The organism is Streptomyces ureilyticus (assembly GCF_011045025.1).
Taxonomy (GTDB): Bacteria; Actinomycetota; Actinomycetes; order Streptomycetales; family Streptomycetaceae; genus Streptomyces; species Streptomyces ureilyticus.
The window spans coordinates 13,075-31,257 of record NZ_JAAKZX010000112.1 but is presented as its reverse complement, the minus strand read 5'-3'; the positions used below and the strand labels follow the sequence as shown (position 1 = coordinate 31,257).

General features: G+C 68.9%; 19 protein-coding genes. 13 read left to right on the top strand and 6 right to left on the bottom strand.

Going from position 1 to position 18,183, the window contains the following annotated elements:
• Window positions 1-355 precede the first annotated feature (355 nt).
• The 3 genes from G6048_RS29150 to G6048_RS29140 all read left to right on the top strand — a co-directional run bounded on the left by G6048_RS29150 (window position 356) and on the right by G6048_RS29140 (window position 2,387).
• Window positions 356-1,228 (top strand): helix-turn-helix domain-containing protein, encoded by an 873-nt coding sequence (locus G6048_RS29150; protein WP_165342577.1) that lies wholly within the window; start codon window positions 356-358, stop codon window positions 1,226-1,228.
• Window positions 1,225-1,476, top strand: coding sequence for a DUF397 domain-containing protein (locus G6048_RS29145; RefSeq protein WP_165342576.1), 252 nt, complete (start codon window positions 1,225-1,227; stop codon window positions 1,474-1,476). Before G6048_RS29150 ends, G6048_RS29145 begins: the two co-directional genes overlap by 4 nt.
• Window positions 1,477-1,556: 80 nt before the next feature.
• Window positions 1,557-2,387, top strand: coding sequence for an SAM-dependent methyltransferase (locus G6048_RS29140; protein WP_165342575.1), 831 nt, complete (start codon window positions 1,557-1,559; stop codon window positions 2,385-2,387).
• Between the two features lie 209 nt (window positions 2,388-2,596).
• Here the strand turns inward: G6048_RS29140 and G6048_RS29130 are convergent, their stop codons facing one another.
• Window positions 2,597-3,181, bottom strand: a complete 585-nt coding sequence (locus G6048_RS29130; protein WP_165342574.1) for a helix-turn-helix domain-containing protein — start codon at window positions 3,179-3,181, stop codon at window positions 2,597-2,599.
• Window positions 3,182-3,440: 259 nt separating this feature from the next.
• Here G6048_RS29130 and G6048_RS29125 point away from each other — a divergent pair, with 259 nt between their 5' ends.
• Window positions 3,441-4,148, top strand: a complete 708-nt coding sequence (locus G6048_RS29125; protein WP_165342573.1) for a B3/B4 domain-containing protein — start codon at window positions 3,441-3,443, stop codon at window positions 4,146-4,148.
• A gap of 225 nt (window positions 4,149-4,373) precedes the next feature.
• Window positions 4,374-5,099 (top strand): SDR family NAD(P)-dependent oxidoreductase, encoded by a 726-nt coding sequence (locus G6048_RS29120; RefSeq protein WP_165342572.1) that lies wholly within the window; start codon window positions 4,374-4,376, stop codon window positions 5,097-5,099.
• A gap of 78 nt (window positions 5,100-5,177) precedes the next feature.
• On the opposite strand, the gene G6048_RS29115 is transcribed toward G6048_RS29120, so the two are convergent.
• The gene (locus G6048_RS29115; RefSeq protein WP_206342255.1) at window positions 5,178-5,789 is read right to left on the bottom strand and encodes an SDR family NAD(P)-dependent oxidoreductase; all 612 of its coding nucleotides are present in this window, start codon (window positions 5,787-5,789) and stop codon (window positions 5,178-5,180) included.
• A 47-nt stretch (window positions 5,790-5,836) separates the two neighbouring features.
• On the opposite strand from G6048_RS29115, the gene G6048_RS29110 reads away from it, so the two are divergent.
• The 3 genes from G6048_RS29110 to G6048_RS29100 are packed head-to-tail and all read left to right on the top strand — an operon-like array spanning window position 5,837 to window position 8,605.
• Window positions 5,837-6,661, top strand: coding sequence for an IclR family transcriptional regulator (locus G6048_RS29110; RefSeq protein WP_165342571.1), 825 nt, complete (start codon window positions 5,837-5,839; stop codon window positions 6,659-6,661).
• Window positions 6,662-6,710: 49 nt separating this feature from the next.
• Window positions 6,711-7,571, top strand: coding sequence for a fumarylacetoacetate hydrolase family protein (locus G6048_RS29105; protein WP_165342570.1), 861 nt, complete (start codon window positions 6,711-6,713; stop codon window positions 7,569-7,571).
• Window positions 7,572-7,582: 11 nt separating this feature from the next.
• Window positions 7,583-8,605, top strand: a complete 1,023-nt coding sequence (locus G6048_RS29100; protein ID WP_165342569.1) for a zinc-dependent alcohol dehydrogenase — start codon at window positions 7,583-7,585, stop codon at window positions 8,603-8,605.
• A 153-nt stretch (window positions 8,606-8,758) separates the two neighbouring features.
• Here G6048_RS29100 and G6048_RS29095 read toward each other — a convergent pair whose 3' ends face one another.
• Together G6048_RS29095 and G6048_RS29090 are read right to left on the bottom strand one after the other, a co-directional pair.
• On the bottom strand, window positions 8,759-10,543 hold the full coding sequence (locus tag G6048_RS29095) for a sulfatase family protein (RefSeq protein WP_165342568.1): 1,785 nt from the start codon (window positions 10,541-10,543) through the stop codon (window positions 8,759-8,761).
• A 231-nt stretch (window positions 10,544-10,774) separates the two neighbouring features.
• Entirely contained in the window at window positions 10,775-12,097 is a 1,323-nt protein-coding gene (locus G6048_RS29090) for a hypothetical protein (RefSeq protein ID WP_165342567.1), read from the bottom strand.
• Between the two features lie 32 nt (window positions 12,098-12,129).
• On the opposite strand from G6048_RS29090, the gene G6048_RS29085 reads away from it, so the two are divergent.
• The 5 genes from G6048_RS29085 (at window position 12,130) to G6048_RS29065 (ending at window position 16,502) form a co-directional block, all read left to right on the top strand.
• Window positions 12,130-12,363, top strand: coding sequence for a hypothetical protein (locus G6048_RS29085; RefSeq protein WP_165342566.1), 234 nt, complete (start codon window positions 12,130-12,132; stop codon window positions 12,361-12,363).
• 236 nt (window positions 12,364-12,599) lie between these two features.
• Entirely contained in the window at window positions 12,600-12,836 is a 237-nt protein-coding gene (locus G6048_RS29080) for a hypothetical protein (RefSeq protein WP_408056186.1), read from the top strand.
• A 106-nt stretch (window positions 12,837-12,942) separates the two neighbouring features.
• Entirely contained in the window at window positions 12,943-14,313 is a 1,371-nt protein-coding gene (locus tag G6048_RS29075; RefSeq protein WP_165342565.1) for a family 43 glycosylhydrolase, read from the top strand.
• On the top strand, window positions 14,307-15,788 hold the full coding sequence (locus tag G6048_RS29070; protein WP_206342254.1) for a sulfatase family protein: 1,482 nt from the start codon (window positions 14,307-14,309) through the stop codon (window positions 15,786-15,788). The genes G6048_RS29075 and G6048_RS29070 overlap by 7 nt, the downstream gene beginning before the upstream one ends.
• Before the next feature lie 105 nt (window positions 15,789-15,893).
• Window positions 15,894-16,502, top strand: a complete 609-nt coding sequence (locus G6048_RS29065) for an N-acetylmuramoyl-L-alanine amidase (protein WP_206342253.1) — start codon at window positions 15,894-15,896, stop codon at window positions 16,500-16,502.
• A gap of 96 nt (window positions 16,503-16,598) precedes the next feature.
• On the opposite strand, the gene G6048_RS29060 is transcribed toward G6048_RS29065, so the two are convergent.
• The gene (locus G6048_RS29060; protein ID WP_165342563.1) at window positions 16,599-16,991 is read right to left on the bottom strand and encodes a DUF3592 domain-containing protein; all 393 of its coding nucleotides are present in this window, start codon (window positions 16,989-16,991) and stop codon (window positions 16,599-16,601) included.
• Between the two features lie 99 nt (window positions 16,992-17,090).
• A complete protein-coding gene (locus tag G6048_RS29055) occupies window positions 17,091-18,113 on the bottom strand; it encodes an aldo/keto reductase (RefSeq protein WP_165342562.1) in 1,023 nt (340 codons plus the stop codon).
• Between the last annotated feature and the right edge of the window lie 70 nt (window positions 18,114-18,183).

Genomic DNA, 18,183 nt, shown 5'->3' with positions numbered 1-18,183 from the left:
ACGTAAGGGAGGGCACGGTGGTCGCCTTCCGTCAGGGGACGGGTAGTGCGAGGAGCTGAGGGGGGAGCCTCACCGGGTCGACGTGGGGGCCATCCGGTGTGGCAGCTGGTGCCCGATTCGACCGCAATGAATGTCAACTCCCGGATGATGCCCGGGAGTTGATGACGAGTGTCATTGCGGTCGGCGAGATCGGTCATGTTGACACTATGGTGCCCGGCCGGTTCAAGCTGCAACCACCTGCCTGATAATTTCAGGAAGCCGGTATCCGGCTGGCGTCATCACCAAGTCGCTGTCAGACTCATGCCGGTGACACTTCCTCAGCTCCGCCGGTGACACTCACTCAGGAGGTAAGACCGTGAGCGAAGCCCGTTCGGGCGCCGGCAGCGGCGCTCCCACCGTGCTGCGCATGATCCTCGGCAAGCGGCTGCAGGACCTGCGGCTGAGCGCCGGGGTGTCGCTGGACGAGGCGGCCAAGGCCCTGCGGGTGAAGCCGTTGACGATTCGGCGGCTGGAGAAGGCCGAGGTCAGCCTCAAGATCCTGTACGTGGAGCTGCTGTTGCAGACGTACGGGGTCGACCGGCAGGAGATCGACGAGTTCATCGAACTGGCCGAACAGGCCAACCGCCCGGGCTGGTGGCACCGTTACCGCGATGTGCTGCCCGGCTGGTTCACCGCCTACGTCAGCCTGGAGAGCGGCGCCAGGACGCTGCGTACGTACGAGCCCCACTACGTGACGGGCCTGCTGCAGACCCGTGGGTACGCCCGGGCCGTGCTGCGCGCCGGCTTCCCCAACGACAGCGACGACGAACTCGAGCGGAGAGTCGATCTGCGCCTGCGCAGACAGAGTCTGCTGACGAAGCCGGCGGCGCCCACCCTGTGGGTGGTGATGGAAGAGGCCGTATTGCACCGGGTCGTCGGCGGGCCGGACGTGATGCGCGAGCAGATCGACGCGCTGCTGGCGGCGGCCGAGATGGAGCATGTCAGCCTCGACATCGTGCCGTTCAGCGCGGGCGCGCACACCGGGGCATTCGCCGCCTTCACCTACTTCCGTTTCGACGAGCCGGAGTTGCCGGACATCGTCTACACCGAGCTTCTCTCCGGTGCTGTCTACCTCGACCAGCGCTCCGACGTGTCCGCCCATCTCGAGGCGCACAACCGGATGTCCCTGCTGACGTCGACCACCGAGAGCAAGGCTCTCCTGAACCGCATGCGCAAGGAGTACACATGAGCAGCACCGGCAGCGGTACGTACAACGGCATGCCCGCGACAGCTCTCGGTGAGCAGGGCTGGGAGTGCCCGTGGAGCGGTACCAGCGGCGGGCAGTGCGTGGAGACGAAGCGGCTCGCCGACGGCCGGGTGGCCTTCCGGCAGTCGACGGATCCGGCCGGTCCCGCGCTGATCTACACCCCGGAGGAGTTCAACGCGTTCGTCAAGGGGATCAAGAACGGGCTCGCCGACCACCTGACGAAGAGCTGAACCAGGACAGCGACAACAAGCGCCCGTACCGGCCTCCCCCACCTGGCCGGCACGCCGAAGCACACCTTTGAAGGGACACGATGACCTCCCCCCACACCGCGCGGCACATCGACACCAGCAGGCCGCACTCGGCCCGCATGTACGACTACTACCTCGGCGGCAAGGACCACTTCGACGTCGACAAGGAGGCTGCCGAGCGGGTCGCGGCGGCGTACCCCGGCATCTTCGTGTGCGCCAGGGAGAACCGCGCCTTCATGCACCGCGCCACCCGTGTCCTCGCCCGGGAGCACGGCATCCGGCAGTGGCTGGACATAGGCACCGGCATCCCGACCGAGCCCAACCTGCACCAGGTGGCCCAGTCGGTCGTCCCGCAGGCCAGGGTCGTGTACGCCGACAACGACCCGCTCGTCCTCAAGTACGCCGAGAGGCTGATGCACAGCGCCCCCGAGGGCCGTACGACCTATATCGAGGCGGACGTCAACGAGCCCGAAACGCTCCTGAACGCCCCCGAGTTGGCGGAAGTCCTGGACCTGTCCGAGCCGGTCGCGCTGTCCCTCAACGCCCTCATGCATTTCGTCCCCGACGCCCAGGACCCGTACGGGATCGTCGACCGCCTGCTGGGCGTCCTCCCCTCGGGCAGCGCCCTCGCCCTGACCCACTGCACCCCGGACTTCGACCCCACGACGTGGGCGAACGTCACGAAGATCTACACCAACGCCGGGACTCCCGTGCAGTTCCGCTCCAAGGCCGACGTCGCCCGCTTCTTCGACGGCCTCGACCTCCTCTCCCCCGGCATCGCCCTCGGTCACCGCTGGCGCCCGGAGGCCGCGGACGACAGCACCGAGGGGCCCATGCCGGAGCCCACGGACGCCGAGGTCAGCCTCTGGACGGGGGTGGGCATCAAGCCGTAGGGCTTTCCGCCCGACGGTCAGGTGGCGTCGGCGGGCCGCTCACGGCGATCGCGGACGCGATGTACGCCGAGTTCAAGAACCCGCTGCACGCCGCGCCACCCCTGCTGCTGCGGATGATGGAGGACGGGCTGCTGGGCCGTAGGTCGGGGCACGGCTTCCCTGAGTACGCCCGGGTCTGACCAGGTCCGTGGACCACTGGACGACACGGGTCAGGTGGTGGAAGCGGGGCCGGGCGGCAGGTGGACCGTCATGATCAGGTGGCAGGTCTCCGTGCCCGCGCCGCGGTAGGTGTGAGAGGTGTCGCCGTCGAACGTGGCGGTCTGTCCGGCTGCCACGGTGTGTTCGGTGCCGTCGACGATCAGGGTCATACGGCCGGATGTGACGCTGACGGTTTCCGCAACTCCGGCATGGTGGGGGTGACTTGGGTACTCCTCGTCCGGTTCCAGTTGCCAGCGCCACACCTCGACGGGGGCCGGGCCTGAGGTCGTCAGCATGAGGCGGGCCTCACTCCCCCGTTCTCCGGTCCACAGGGGGGCCACGGTGCCGGCGGCCACGACGCGGACACGGCCCTCGGGCGGTCCCTGCATCAGGGCGGACACCGAGATGCCGAGGGTGTCGGCCAGCCGGACCAGGGTGGCGAGGTTGGGATTGCCCTGGGCCTTCTCCAGTGCCACCAGGGCTCCCTTGCTGACCTGGGAGCGTCGGCTGAGTTCCTCCAGGGACAGGCCCGCCCGGGTGCGGGCCGCGCGGACGTTGTACGCGACCGTCCGCAGAGCTGCGGCTGTCTCGGCCATCTGATCTCCATCCTCGCCACTGGTCGCTGGCCACTTCAGTGCACCGTGCGGTCGGTCGGTTGACAGGGGGCGGTCATTGCGTTGTACGGTTCAGTCGTTCTGTTGATAGTAGGGGATGCGCTGCGGTCGCTCTGCTTCCGACCCTGGGCAGCCCGCACACACCAGGTAGCGCCGCCGCCTGGACCGTATCGGCGCATGGAAGCCCTCAACCGCCCCCACCATCGCCAAGCCCGGACGCAGGAAACGGAAAACCCCTCCCATGCCCGCCTTCCGCATCACCCCCGCCGTCGCGGACGCCTTCCCCGACACCCTGATCGCCCTGGTCACCGCCACCGGCCTGCGCGGCCGTGAACCCTGGCCCCACACCACCGCAGCCCTGGAAGACCTGGAGCAGCAGCTGGCGGACGGCACCTGGCAGCCCGCCGACGAGACCGACCCCCGTATCGAGGCCTGGCATACCGCCTACCGCTCTTTCGGTACCAACCCCCGCCGCATCCGCCCCAGCGTCGACGCGCTCGGCCGCCGCCTCGCCAAGAAGGGGAGCCTGCCGCGCATCAACCCGCCCGTCGACTCCTACAACGCCGTCTCCGTCCGGCACGGCCTGCCCGCCGGCGCCTTCGACCTGAACCACGTCACCGGCGACGTCGACATCCGATACGCGGACGGCACCGAGTCCTTCACCCCGCTCGGCGAACCCGACACCGTCGAAACCCCCAAGCCCGGCGAGATCATCTACGCGGACGAGGTCGGCGTCCTGACCCGCCACTGGAACCACCGCGACGCCCACCGAACCCGCGTCACCGAGGACTCCACCCACGTAGCCTTCGTCCTCGAAACCCTCCACGCCACCCGCGACGGCGACCTCCTCAAGCTCGCGGCGGACGAACTGCAGAGCCTGCTCGCCCCGCACGCCACACAGACGGCCGTGCACCACCTCAGCCCGGCACAGCCGCAGACCGCCACCTGAGCCGGCCGACGGACGAGGCCGGCCGGGTATTCGCCGGCCCAGGCCATGACGGCGATCACGGCGGCGAAGCAGGTCTTCGCCGCCTGAACACAGGGAAGGAGTCGGCAGAAAGACGCCAAGGAGGCACTTCATGCGAGAAGCAGTCATGTACGGTCCCGGCGCGGCCCTCACGCTCCCCGGCGCGGCCCCCACTCGCCCATCACGCGTGCGAAAGGCGGTGCGATCGTGAGCCGGATCCTGGTGACCGGTTCCGCCGACGGCCTTGGACGTGCTGCGGCGGATTCGCTGCTGTCCGCAGGACACGAGGTGGTGGTGCACGCCCGGAACCCGGAGCGTGCTGCCGGGCTCGACGCGTTCGTCGACCGTGGGGCCCACATTGTGGTGGGCGATGTGACGGACCGTGACGCCGTACGGCATATCGCCGCCGAACTGAATGACGCGGAGCCCCTCGACGCGGTCATCCACAACGCCGGCGTGTGGTGCGGACCGGCGGTCATGCCGGTCAACATCATCGCCCCGTACCTGCTGACGGCCCTGCTCCGGAGCCCGCGCCGGCTGGTGTATCTGAGCAGCGGCTCGCACTTCGGAGGGCACCCCTCGCTCGGCGGGGTCGACTGGCGGGGCAAGAGCGCGGGCTCGTACTCGGACAGCAAGCTGTTCGTCACCACACTCGCCGCCGCGGTGACCCGCCTGCGCCCCGAGGTCCTGAGCAACGCCGTGGATCCGGGCTGGGTGCCGACCAAGATGGGCGGACCCAGTGCACCGGACGACCTCGAGCTCGGTCATCGGACGCAGGAGTGGCTCGCGACGAGTGACGAACCCGAGGCCCTGACGACCGGAGGGTACTGGTTCCACCGCGAGCGGCAGCAGCCGCATCGCGCGGTCCACGACGAGGCGTTCCAGGACCGCCTCCTGCAAGCCTTGGCCGAGGAGACGGGCACCGCTTTGTGATCCAGTGCGTCACACCCAGCTCGTGAGCAACGGCGAGCTGCCCTACGTCCAGTCATGAAACCGAGGAGCCGGAGGACGTCAGTACGTCGCGCGTCCCCCGCTGATGTCGTACACCGCGCCGGTGGAGAAGCTGACGCGGTCGGAGGACACGAATGCGACCAGCTCGGCGACCTCCTCCGGGCGGCCGATGCGCTGCATCGGCATGAGGCTGGTGAGACGGTCGAGCACCTCGGGTGCCGTAGACGCGTTCATCGCGGTGGCGATGACGGCGGGCGGGATGACGTTGACGAGGACGCCGCTCGTGGCCAGTTCCTTGCCCGTGGACTTGGTGAGGGCGATCACCGCGGCCTTGGAGGCGGAGTAGACGGAGAGGTTGGGGTTGCCGTCCTTGCCCGCCACGCTGGCGAAGTTGACGACCCGGCCCCGGCCGCGGTCCCGCATACCGGGCACGAAGACCCGCATCGTGTTCGCGGTTCCGAGGACGTTGACGTCGAGGACACGGCGCCACTCCTCGGTCGTGGTCTGCAGCAGCGGCTTGTTCGGCCCCACGATGCCGGCTGAGTTGACCAGCACGTCCACGGGCCCGATCGTGTCGGCCGCCCGGCGCAGCGTCTCCTCGTCGGTGACGTCCACGCAGACGTCGGCGCCGCTGATCGCGCGGATGAGTCCGAGTTCGCAGGTGCGGTACACCCACCTCTTTCCAGTAATCGGTATGGTGATCTAGCATCTGGAACATCATGGAGCATGCGCAGACGTCCGACGGATCGACAGACCCCGGCGAGGACATCGCGGAACGAGCCGGAGCCGGCCGCCTGGTCGGGTCCGACCGTGTCCTCGCCGTCCTCAAGGAGCTCGCCCGCTACCCGGACGGCGTGGGCCTGGACGAGCTGACCCGGGCGATCGGCAGTCCGAAGCCGACCGTGCACCGGGCCCTCGGCGCGCTGCGCCGGGCGGGTATGGCTGACCAGGACGCCCGCGGTCAGTACCTGCTCGGGGATGAGTTTCTGCGCATGGCCTTCGCCCACCACGAGGCCCGCCCCGAACACGTACGCATCCGTCCGGTCCTTCAGGCACTGGCCCACCGGTTCGGCGAGACCGCGCACTATGCCGTGCTCGACGGACGGGAGATCGTCTACCGGGCGAAGGTCGACCCGCCCGCCGGCGCCGTCAAGCTGACCTCGACGATCGGCGGCCGCAACCCGGCCCACGCCACCGGCGTCGGAAAACTGCTGCTCGCCCACCAGTTGGACACCCTGAAAGCCGTACGGAGCTGGATCGGCGACTCGCCTCTGGAGCCCCGGACCGCACGCACCCGGTGCACCCCCGAGGACCTGCACGTCGCATTGCAGACCGTCCGCGAGCAGGGCTACGCCCTCGACGACCAGGAGAACGAATCCGGCGTCAACTGCCTCGCCGTGCCCGTCTACGCCACCTCGCCCACGGCACCCAGCGGCGCCGTGAGCATCAGCGCCCTGACCTACCGCACGCCCCTGCACACGCTGGTCGAAGCCGCCGACGAGATCCGGGCCGCGCTCGGACCGCTCGGACACCCGCACCGCTGAGCCGGAACGCCACGCCCGCCAACCCGCCGAAACTCCGGAGATTGACCCCATGTACCTCATGCGCATAGGCGCCGTCGGTGCCGAGAAGCCCGTCGCCCGCATCGACGACGAGACGTACGTCGACCTGTCCGACATCGTCACCGACTTCGACGAGGCGTTCTTCGGTTCCGGCGGCCTCGACCGCGTCCGCCCGGTCGTCGCCGAACGTGCCGCTGCCGGCCAGCTGTCCCGCTTCGCCGGGGAACGCATCGGCGCCCCCATCGCGCGCCCGCACCAGATCCTGTGCATCGGCCTCAACTACCGCGACCACGCCGCGGAAAGCGGCATGGCGGTGCCCGACGAGCCGATCCTGTTCACCAAGTCGCCCAACACGCTCGTCGGCCCGAACGACGACGTGCGCATCCCCCGCGGCTCCACCAAGCCCGACTGGGAGGTGGAACTCGGCATCGTCATCGGCCGCCGCACCAGCTACCTGGACTCCGTGGACGAGGCCCGCGACGCCATCGCCGGCTACCTGGTGGTCAACGACGTCAGCGAACGCGCCTTCCAGCTGGAGCGCGGCGGGCAGTGGGCCAAGGGCAAGTCCGCCGAGACCTTCAACCCCGCCGGGCCCTGGCTCGCCACCACGGACGAGATCGATGACGTACTCGCCCTGGACATGTGGCTGGACGTCAACGGGGTCCGCCGCCAGACCGGCAACACCAAGACGATGGTCTTCGACCCGTACGTCATCGTGCACTACCTCAGCCAGTTCCTCGTCCTGGAGCCCGGCGACCTCATCAACACCGGAACCCCGCCCGGCGTCGGCATGGGCTTCACCCCGCCCGTATGGCTGCGGCCCGGCGACGTGATGGAACTGGGCATCCGGCAGCTCGGCACCCAGCGCCAGCGCGTCGTCGCGCCACGGTGAACGCCCGCCGCATGCGAGCGTTCGTCCTGACTGGCCCCGGCACCTACGAGGTACGGGACGTCCCCGCGCCCGAGCCGGCTCCGGGCGAGGCCGTCATCTACGTGGAGCGGGTCGGCGTGTGTGGCACCGACGTGGAGTTCTTCACCGGCGAGATGACCTACCTCCACCAAGGACACTCCTCCTATCCCATGCGGCTCGGCCACGAATGGGCCGGGCGCGTGGCGGCCGTCGGCGAAGGCGTCGACACCGCCTGGATCGGCCGGCGGGTCATGGGCGACACCATGCTCGGCTGCGGCACCTGCCGGCGCTGCCTGCGCGGCCACCAGCACGTGTGCGACAGGCGGCAGGAGCTCGGCATCCGCGGGAACCGGCCCGGCGCCCTCGCCGAGCGACTCGCCGTCCTCGTCTCCTCGCTGCACGTCCTGCCCGACAGCGTCGACGCCACTCTGGGAGCGTTGGTGGAGCCTGGCGGAAACGCCCTGCGGGCCGCGCAGGCAGCCGAACTGCGCTCCGGGGACAGGGCGTTGGTGCTCGGCCCGGGCACCATCGGCCTGCTCGTCGCCCTGTTCGCCCGCGCCGCCGGCGCCGAAGTCCATCTCATGGGCCAGACCGACAGCTCGCTCGCCTTCGCCCGCGGCCTCGGCTTCGACCACGTATGGCGGGAGAACCAGGTCCCGGACCTGCCCTTCGACGCGGTCGTCGACGCCTCGAACGCGGCCCATCTGCCCGCGACGGCTCTCGACCTGGTCGAACCCGGCGGCCGTGTCGTCTACATCGGGCTGGCCGGCGAACCGAGCCGGATCGACACCCGCACCCTCGCCCTCAAGGACGTCACGGCGGTCGGCATCTTGTCCGCCTCCCCCGGCCTGGACGCCACCATCCGGGCCTACGCCGACGGGTCCGTGGACCCCAGGCCCCTGGTCGCCGCGACCGTCGGCCTGGCCCAGGCCGGTGCCGTCCTCGCCGGCGAACGTCCGCCGGACGCGGGATCCGGTCCGAAGATCCACGTCGATCCCCGCCGCTTCGACGACTGACCTGATCGAGGAATGACATTCCATGAGCGAATTCGACGGTCGCACCGCTCTCGGCATCGGCGGGCACAGTGCCGCCCCCGACGAACGGACGGGCCCCTGTCGGGGTGCCCCACGTGGGACACCCAGACAGGCGCTCACCCGGCCCACACCGCCTCACCTCACCGGTTCAGGCAACTTCCCGACCTCCACGTTGTTGCATGCGTCGCCCGCACACCCCTGGAGCTTGCTCAGCGCCTTCTCCAGCCCCTTGCGTACTTCCGCGTACTTGGGGTCGTCGTGCTTCGAACTCAGCTCGTGCGGATCGGTCTTGAGGTCGTAGAGCTCCCTGCCGCCCTTGGTGTAGCGCACGTACAGATAGCGCTCCGTACGGATGGACTCGTACGCGGCGGAGTAGACCTGCCCGTGCCTGGGCGCTCGCTTCCGGGTCTTTGCGGGTGAAGCCTCGCCGTCCTGGTCCAGGTCGCCCTCGGCGGCGCGCCGTCCGGACTCGGCGTCACCCCCCGACACGGGGCCGTCCTCGGGTACCGGCTGGGGCCGCGCGCCCTCCGCCGCCTCGTGCAGGATCGGCCGGTCGGTGCGCCGAAGTGGATCGCGCGCGAACGGCAGCAGGGACCGCCCGTCGAGCGTGAGTCCCGGCCTGGCGCCGCCGATGTCGGCGATCGTCGCGGCGAGATCGACATTGCTGCTCATCTCGCGCGACGGAGTGCCGCCCTCGATCCCGGGCCCGCGCATCATCATCGGCACATGCCCCGACGCCTCGTGCGGCAGGAACTTCCCCGTGGGAACGCGGTGTTGGCCGAAGAAGAAGCCGTTGTCCGCGGCGAAGAGCAGATACGTGTTGTCGAGCTGCCCCGCCTCGCGCAGCGTCGATACGAGCTTCTCGACGGCTTCGTCCACGGCGAGCAGCGACTCCAGCCGCCCCCGGTAGCTCTCGGTGATCTCCTGCGTGGTCTCCTCGTCCAGCTTCGGGTAGTCGCGCAGGAACGCGGGCTTGTCGGACATGTCTTCTTCGCCGTACGCGGGCATCTTGGGCAGCGGCTCGTCGGCGAACTTGCCCTTGTGCCGCGGCGCGGGCCGGGGAGCGCCCCCCACCTGTGGCTTATCCGCCTCCTTCGCCGCGTTGTCGTTCGCTGTGTTGTCCGCGCCCTGCTTCCTCCCCGCGTCCTTCTCCTCCGGGCCGAGGAGCTCCCCGTGCGGCGCAAGGAACGCCACGTCCAGGAAGAACGGCTTGCCCTCCGCCGACTTGCGCTGGATGAAGTCGGCGGCCTTGTCGCGGTACACGTCCGTCTGGTACAGCTTCGGATCCTCGACGTCCGGGTTCCCGTACGTCTTGAGCTTGCCGTTCTCGTTGAGCCGGTACCCCCACATCCGGTACGTCGTCGGATCCACCGAGCCGCGCCACTCGTCCCAGCCGGGCGGCACATCCTTGGGGTCCTTCTTGCCGTAGCCGTTCGGGTACTTGCCGATGTGCGAGGTCGCATACCCGGCCTTCTGCATCCAGACCGGCAGCGTGTTCTCGTCGTTGAGGTTCGCGTAGCCACCCAGCGGCGACGAGTTGTGCCGCACACCGTTGTTGTGCGCGAACTGGCCGCTGAGGAACGTCGATCGCGAAGGACAGCACAGCGGCATCGACGGGTAGTACCGCTCGAACGTCACTCCCCCGTCCCCGAAGACCTCGCGCGTGCGGTCCATCACGCGCATGGACTCCAGCCACTGATCGTCCGTCATGATCATCACGACGTTGGGCTTCCGCTTCGCCTCCGAGCCCCCGTCGTCTCCCATCCCGGCCCACCCGTACCGCTCAGCGGCAAGCCCGCACCCGACCAGCGCGAGAACGGCAGCCAGCGCCACCCAGATCCTCGCCCAACCCCCCGGACCATGCCGGAAGCGCGCCCTCGCCATCTTGTTCTCCGTCTCCACCCTGTTCTCCGTTTCCATCCCTCCTCGACCTGGCCGGTCCCCACCTGCTCCTGCTTCTCCCTCCCGCGCTCCGAGCGGTGGGCCGGCTCGCACAAGGCAGGCCACGGCCGTGTAGTTGAGAAGCACCTACGTGTCGGACCTGCAGGTGGTTCACCGAGAGTGCGGGATCGCCGCTGTGGAGGCAGGAAGTGGAGGCAGGAACCTGTCACCGCCCGCCTGGTCCGGCGCTGAACGGACCCGCCTGCCGGCCTACATGCGCGCATTCGTCGGCTGCACCGGGAGGCGGTCCTGTTCGCGCTGCAGAGACGTGAAGTCGTCGAAGACGGTGTAGTTGTGCGGGAGTTCGCCAGCCTCGTCGTGCTGAACGGTGAGGGGGACGTACAGGCTGTTCAGCATCCAGGGCTTCTTGTCCTCGTCGATGCCCGTCACCATCGCCTGCCCCTGCACCACGCCGTACGTGGCTACGGCCAACTGGTTCGTCTCCCGGTACTTCCGCACCTCATCCCGCATGAAGTGCTTGCGACTCTCGAACCACGGGCTCATCCGCAGGAAATCGTTCCACTGCTGCTGCGTGAAGCGCTGATCCCTGGCGAGCTTGAGAAGCTCCCACACCTTCGTCTCCCGGGTGATGGTGTCCAGTTCGTCCTCGTGGGCGACGACGAAGTCCGCGGGAATGTTCCGGGTCATCTGGTTCGCATAGTGGTTCACCAGCGAGAACTCGGTGACAAGGAACTTCTTGTCGTCGTCGAGCCAATGACGTACGTAGTCGAGGTATTTCTGGGCGGCCTGGGCCGACGTCACGTGCGGATGGATGTCCAGACCCTCGAGCTGTGGAGTCTCGTTGACGAACTCGATCCATTCCCTGGTCGCGGCCGAGACCATTTCGGGATCGTCGAGGTGGTTGAGGGCTCCCATGTAGAGATGCGTCCGGCAGCCGTCAGGGAACTGCTTCTCCCGATAGGCGATGACGTGTTTGGCCACCTCCTGGTAGAAGGGGTTCAGCTTCGTCAGCCTCTCCCCCGTGTGGGTTTCGAGGAAGGGCTCGTTGCCGACGGTGAGGATGTCCACCTTGTCCAGTACGGCCTCCAACACCTTGTCCACCGCCGCCAGTTCGGCCTTCATCTCCTCCCCCGTCGGGGATGGGACCGTCTGATTCTTCTTGCTGAACTGGAATTTCAGCGCCAGGATCGTGCCGAACCCCTGTCCGTGCAACTCAAGGAGCTTCCGGATCGCCCGCTGCTCCAACGGGTTCGTGCCGTCCTTGATGGTTTCCATCAGTACGAAGCCGCGCACCCAGGTGGCGCCGAGGGCGTCCAGCGCGGCCTTGTCCACTCGGGTCGGGTCCTCATTGAAATTCGCCCCCAGTACACCGCTCGGGCCGGCGACGGCGGCGCGGTTCCGCAGGGGATCCTCAGCCTTGGCCTTATTCGCCAAGTCCACCTGGCTGTCTTGGCTTTCCTTCGTGCAGCCGACAGCCAGGAAAGCCCCGGCGGAAGCCCCCAGCAGCCATCGGCGCGAGACCGGGTTCCCTCCCCGGGCGGGCCGGGCCCCGGTGTCCTCGTTGATCTCCATGGCACAACTCCCTCTCGTGACAAGCGGATCCGATGGCCATCGGATCCGAAGCAGCCGTCGGCGGCGCGCAGGCACCGGTGCGCGTCGCACCGGGTGGTGAGCTCGCGGAAGGAGGCAGCCTCGGCCTCGGCGTGTGCGGCCGGCCGATATGCCCCGTACAGAAGGCGCCCCCTGAAGAACACCCCGTGCTGCCCGCGGACTTGAAGATCCCGTCCGCGTCGTCCGCGTCGGCGTCGCCGCTCGTGTGCGGCGCGACCAGCGCCTGACGCCGAGCTACGCAGACCGCAGGTCGGGGGCCGGACGCTGACCGCGCCGCGATTCCGCTTCCTGTGTCTGTGCGGCGTCACGTCTGCCGGCCGGCCCCTGACGCGGCCGGAGCGCGTACTGCGTTCTGACGACTCGCATGCGGACAGCATGTCAAGGCACGACGATTTTTGACAACACTCCCCACATAATTCCAGCCCCACTCCGGCCGTCGCACCTGACCGCCATCGGCGGGACCTTGCTGTCACTGGCGGAACTGAGCTTCACCCGCCCCGAGCTGGACGGGGGCGAGGCCGCCGCGAACCTCGCCGAGATGGTCCTGCGCACGCTGGGCCCCTCGCCGGATGACGGGCGCGAAATCACCCGCAGGCCGCTGCCCGACCTCGCACAGCCCTCCTGGTCGGTACCGGTCGGCCCACCTCCCGGAGGCGCGTTCGCGTACCGAACGGTCCGGATTAATTATCCGACCTGTTGACGAAAATCAGCGGGCCTTCGCATGCTGGGCCGTACGCCACCCAGGGACGCCGTCTCAGGCCGGGTCGGCACGACGAAGTGCTGGACGATGATGGGGAGTTCGACTGATGAGTACCGGTCCCGAGAACGGGCCCCGGATCGGCCGGCGGGCGCTGCTGTCCGGTGCGGCCAGGACGGTCGGCGCGGCCGGCCTCGCCGGCTTGGCCGGATCCCTGGGGGCGGCGGCTGCCCAGGCGGTACCGGCGCAGGCCGCATCGGGTGGCCGGCGTTACCCGGCGAATTGGCCCGACCCGGAACCGTACGGCCTCGCCGACACCCGCCAAGACCTGTGGCCGCGCGCGGACAACTCGTTTCTCCTGAACCTCGAGCTGCGCCCCCGCGACGAGCAGCTCGGCCGGGTCTGGATGCGTGACACCTACGTCAACTGCTTTGTCGTCAACGGCCGTCCGCTGTACGTGGCGACGGGCACCAGCCGGGTGCCCGGGCTCACCACGGCCACCCCGTGGAACGACGGCATCTTCGTGTGGACGGCACCGTCCCTGCGCGGTCCGTGGCGGCTGGCCGACACCACCGGCATCCGCCCCGACGCCGAGAAGGGCAAGGTGTGGTCGCCCGAATTCGCCGGCGAGAATCGCCCTGCGCGTACCGTCGTGGCCCCCTGGCAGGAGCACCGGTACGACGACGAGGGCGGCAGACGCGGCAATGTCTGGGCGCCTGAGCTGCACTACTTCCGCGGCACCTGGTACCTGATGGCCTGCATGGGCGACAGCGCGCTCAAGACCGGGTCGTTCATGCTCGTCAGCGAGGGTGGGGTCGAAGGGCCGTACCGCCTCGTCCAGGGCAATCTGGACAAGCCCTTCGGCGACCTGGTCCCCGCCAAGCCGGCACCCGCCAAGCCCATCGCCCGCCACCACATCGACGGCAGCCTCTACACCGAGGGCGGCGACGCGTGGCTGGTGCTGCACAACAACCTGTACGCGAAGTTCCGGGACGACATGGAGGACATCGTCCCGGCGACGAATCTCCCGTCGTTCCAGCAGACGGCGTACGACCCCGAGCCCTATCTCGAGGGTGCGTACGTCTTCAGACACGGCGGCAAGTACTACCTGCTGCACGCCGCCTGGGACCGCACGTCCGCCAACCCCGACGGCAGCACCCGCTACGCCTACGACCCGCCCGGCACCGACCGGACGCAGTACCAGTACGACGCTGTCGTCGCCGTCGCGGACCGCTTCGAGGGGCCGTACTCCAAGCGCTGGACCGCGGGCGTCGGCGCCGGCCACAACAACTTCTTCACCGACCACAACGGCCGCCTGTGGGCCACGTTCTTCCGGAATCCCGCGTTCGGCTACTGGGCCGATCCGGCGCGCATCGACGATTCCGCGGTGGCCGGCGTCGTACGCCTGGAGTGGACCGGACCGGAGGGCAACCGCCTGTACGTCCAGCGTCGTCGTCCGAACCGGAAAGGGACATGGTGAGCTGCCCGACCGCTCCGAACATCGTGTTCGTGATGACGGACCAGCACCGCGCCGGTTTCACCGCCGGTGAGGGCTTTCCGCTCGACACGATGCCGTTTCTCGATTCGCTGGCCCAGGACGGCACCCGGCTGCGCCGCGCGTACACCACCGCCCCGGCGTGTGTTCCCGCGCGGACCAGCCTGCTGACCGGGCGCTGGCCGAGCACCCACCGGGTGCGGCAGAACTCCAACACCACGCCGGAGCAGGTGACGCGCGGCGACGACCTGCTGGATGTGCTGGGCGCGGCCGGCTACCAGCGGTTCTACGCGGGCAAGACGCACATGTACCGGGGCAGCAAGGAGGACTTCGACGCCTTCTCCGGCCCGTACGGGCATGAGTCAGGGCCGGATGAGACGACCGAGCAGCGGGCGTTTTCGAAGTGGCTGAAGTCCATCGATCACGGGCCGACGAAGGAACCCACCCCGTTCCCGGTGGAGCTGCAGTACGCGCACCGGATCGTCTCCGACGCCATCGAACAGATCGACGCCCGGGACGAGTCGAAGCCGTTCTTCTCCTGGGTGTCGATGCCCGAGCCGCACAACCCGTACCAGGCGCCGGAGCCGTACTTCTCCCTCTTCGGCGAGGACGAGGTCCCGGACCGGGAGTGCGGCCCGGAGGCGGCCGAGGAGAAAGGCGGCGCGTACAAATGGCTGCGCGATCTGGTGGAGGAGAAGCGGCCCGGCTACGACCAGTTGTGGCGCCGCTACCGAGCCACGTACTGCGGCATGCTGCGCCTGATCGACGACCAGCTGCGCCGGCTGGTCGAGCAGCTCAAGGAGCGGAACCTGTGGGAGAACACCCTGCTGGTCTTCCTCTCCGACCACGGTGACTACGTGGGCGACTACGGCCTGCAGCGCAAGGGGGCCGGGATGCCGGAGGCGCTCGCCCGCGTCCCGATGGTGGTGCACGGCTGCGGCGTCAAGTCCCGCGACAACAAGCGGGACTTCGTCTCGCTCGCCGACCTGCTGCCCACCGTGTGCGAGGCGGTCGGCCGGCCGATCCCGCTGGGGGTGCAGGGCCGCAGCCTGTGGCAGCTGCTGACCGGCGCCGAATACCCGGCCGCGGAGTTCGCCGACATCGTCGTCGAACGCGGCTACGGCGGCCTGCCCTACCCGGACGACGCCCGGCCGGAGCTGCACTTCCCGTACGAGGGCACCCGCTACGACGAGCTGAACACCGTCACCCAGAGCGGCACTTCACGGGCGCTTCGGCACGACCACTACAAGCTGTACTCCCACGTCGATGGCACCGGCGAGCTGTACGACCTCGACACCGACCCGATGGAGCTGACGAACCGCTGGGACGATCCGGAGCTGCGGAAGGTGCGGGCCGAACTGCTGGAGCGCCTGCAGCGCTGGTCCCTGCGCCTCACCGACGACCTGCCCAAGGGGAAGTACGACCCCAAACTGCCCCAGCACAACTGGCACCGGACCTGACTGGGTACGTCGCGCGCCCGGAACCTCGCGACGTCGGTATCCCGACCGCGCCCCTGCACGTCCGCCATGCGAACACTCTGCTTCCAGCTCCCCACCGGAGACACCATGGCCCCGAACGCCCCCTCCCGCCGCACAGTCCTGCGCGGTGCCGCCGTCACGCTCACCGCGGCAGCCGCCACCGGCACGGGCACCGGTGCTGCCGCCCGCGCCGGCTCGTCCCCTGCCGCCGTCGACCACTCCGGCGCGCAGTGGCTGCCCGCCTCCCCCGCCAACTACCGCGTCGCACGGCGCCCCAGCAGCTGCCCCGTGGACTACGTGGTCATCCACGTCACGCACGAGCATTTCGACGACACCGTCGCCGTCTACCGGAATCCCGACCGGCGCACCTCGACCCACTATGTGGTCCGCTCGGCAGACGGCCACATCGGCCAGTGCGTCCGGGAGAAGGACATCGCCCGGCACGCCGGCGACGACGACTACGACAACCGCAGCATCGGCCTCGCACATGAGGGCTGGGTCCATGACCCTGCGTGGTTCACCGAGGAGATGTACGCCGCGTCGGCGGCGCTCACCGCGGCGGTGTGCGCGCGATACGCGATTCCGCTGGACCGCACCCACATCCGGGGGCACAACGAGGTGCCCCACTCCTCCCACACCGACCCCGGATGCAACTGGGACTGGGACCACTACCTGGAGCTGGTGAGGAAGGCATGAAGCCGCCACCCGCTGGGTTCCAGCGGGTGGCGGCCTCCGGCATGCCTGGAATCCGCTTCGGTCAGTCCGCGTACGTCCGCATGTACGGGAACGGGCTCAACGGCCGGTGTAGAGCATCCAGATCGCGGCGGCCGTGAACACGGTGCCGAACACGAGAGGAAGTCCCATGCTCTCGAGCCGTTTCCTGGAGTCGTCGACTCGTGCGGTCTTCGGGGCGCCGAGGAGGTAGAGCACTGGGGCTTGACCGCCCACGGGCAGGCCCTTGACCCCGGACACCTTGGCCTCGAACTCATGTGAAATGCCCTGTGCATCAACGAAGTTGACCACCGCGAAGAAGACGTCCCCCTTTTGGACGCGGTGCCTGCGGTGGCGGACCACCAGTCCCTCGGTGCGGATTCCTTCGCGTAGGAGGCGGCGCTGGAGCGCGGTCTCGCGGATGCCGAACCCGATGACGATGAGACCTATGAGCAGCAGCACCTGCCACCACACGGTCGCCTCCCCTCCTCCGCATTGCACGGCTCTTCGTGAAACTCCTGTCGCAGGAATGGACGATGGGCCGAGGTGACGCGGTTCCGGGTGTGCGGAGCGTCAGGCAGCTGGGCGTTCGCGGAGGGGGCGGCGACGCAGGCTCGCGGTTTCCATGGCGGGAGGCATGTAGTCCTGGTCGAGCGCGCCGACATCGGTGCCGGGCGGAACGATCTCGTCGATCCGGCCCAGGACGTCGTCGCCGAGGACGACGTCGAGGCCGGCGAGGAGGTCATCGAGGTGGTCCGTCGTGCGCGGCCCGATGATGGCGCTGGTGACGCCGGGGTGGGCGATGGTGAACGCCGTGGCGAGATGGGTTATCGGCATGCCCGCTTCCTCGGCGAGGGGAATGAGCCGTTCGACGACGTCGATGCGGCGGTCGTCGTTGAGGTGCTTGAGGAAGCCCGCTCGGCGCAGGCCGTTCTCCTGGTTCTTGCGGACGCGGCCGGTGAGCAGCCCCTGAGCGAGCGGCCCCCACACCAGGGTGCCCATGCCGTACCGCTGGGCGACGGGCAGGACTTCGCGCTCGATGCCGCGGTTGAGGATGGAGTAGTGCGGCTGCTCGGTGCGGAAGCGCTCCAGGTTCCGGCGTTCTGCGACCCACTGTGCCTCGACGATGTCGGAGGCAGGGGTCATGGAGGAGCCGATGGAGCGGACCTTTCCGCTGCGGATGAGGTCCGTGAGCGCGGAGAGGGTTTCCTCGACGTCGGTCGTGGGGTCGACGCGGTGGATCTGGTAGAGGTCGATGTAGTCGGTCTGCAGGCGACGCAGCGAGTTCTCGACCGCGGTCGTGATCCAGCGCCGTGAGGTGCCCTGCTGGTTGGGGTCGTTGCCCATCGGCCGGCTCACCTTGGTGGTCAGGACGACGTTGTCGCGGCGTCCCTTGAGCGCTTTGCCGACGATCTCCTCGGAGTCGCCGTAGGCGTCGGCGGTGTCGACGAAGTTGATGCCGGCGTCCAGCGCCTTGTGGATGACGCGGATCGAGTCGTCGTGGTCGGCGTTGCCGATGGCCGAGGCGAACATCAGCGTGCCGAGGGCGTACGGGCTGACCTTGATACCGGTGCGGCCCAGAGTGCGGTACTGCATGGAGGTCCCTCCTGGTTGTGGAAGAGCGCCCGCGGGATGCCCTACCCTGCCGCTAAGCGGAAAGTCTTTC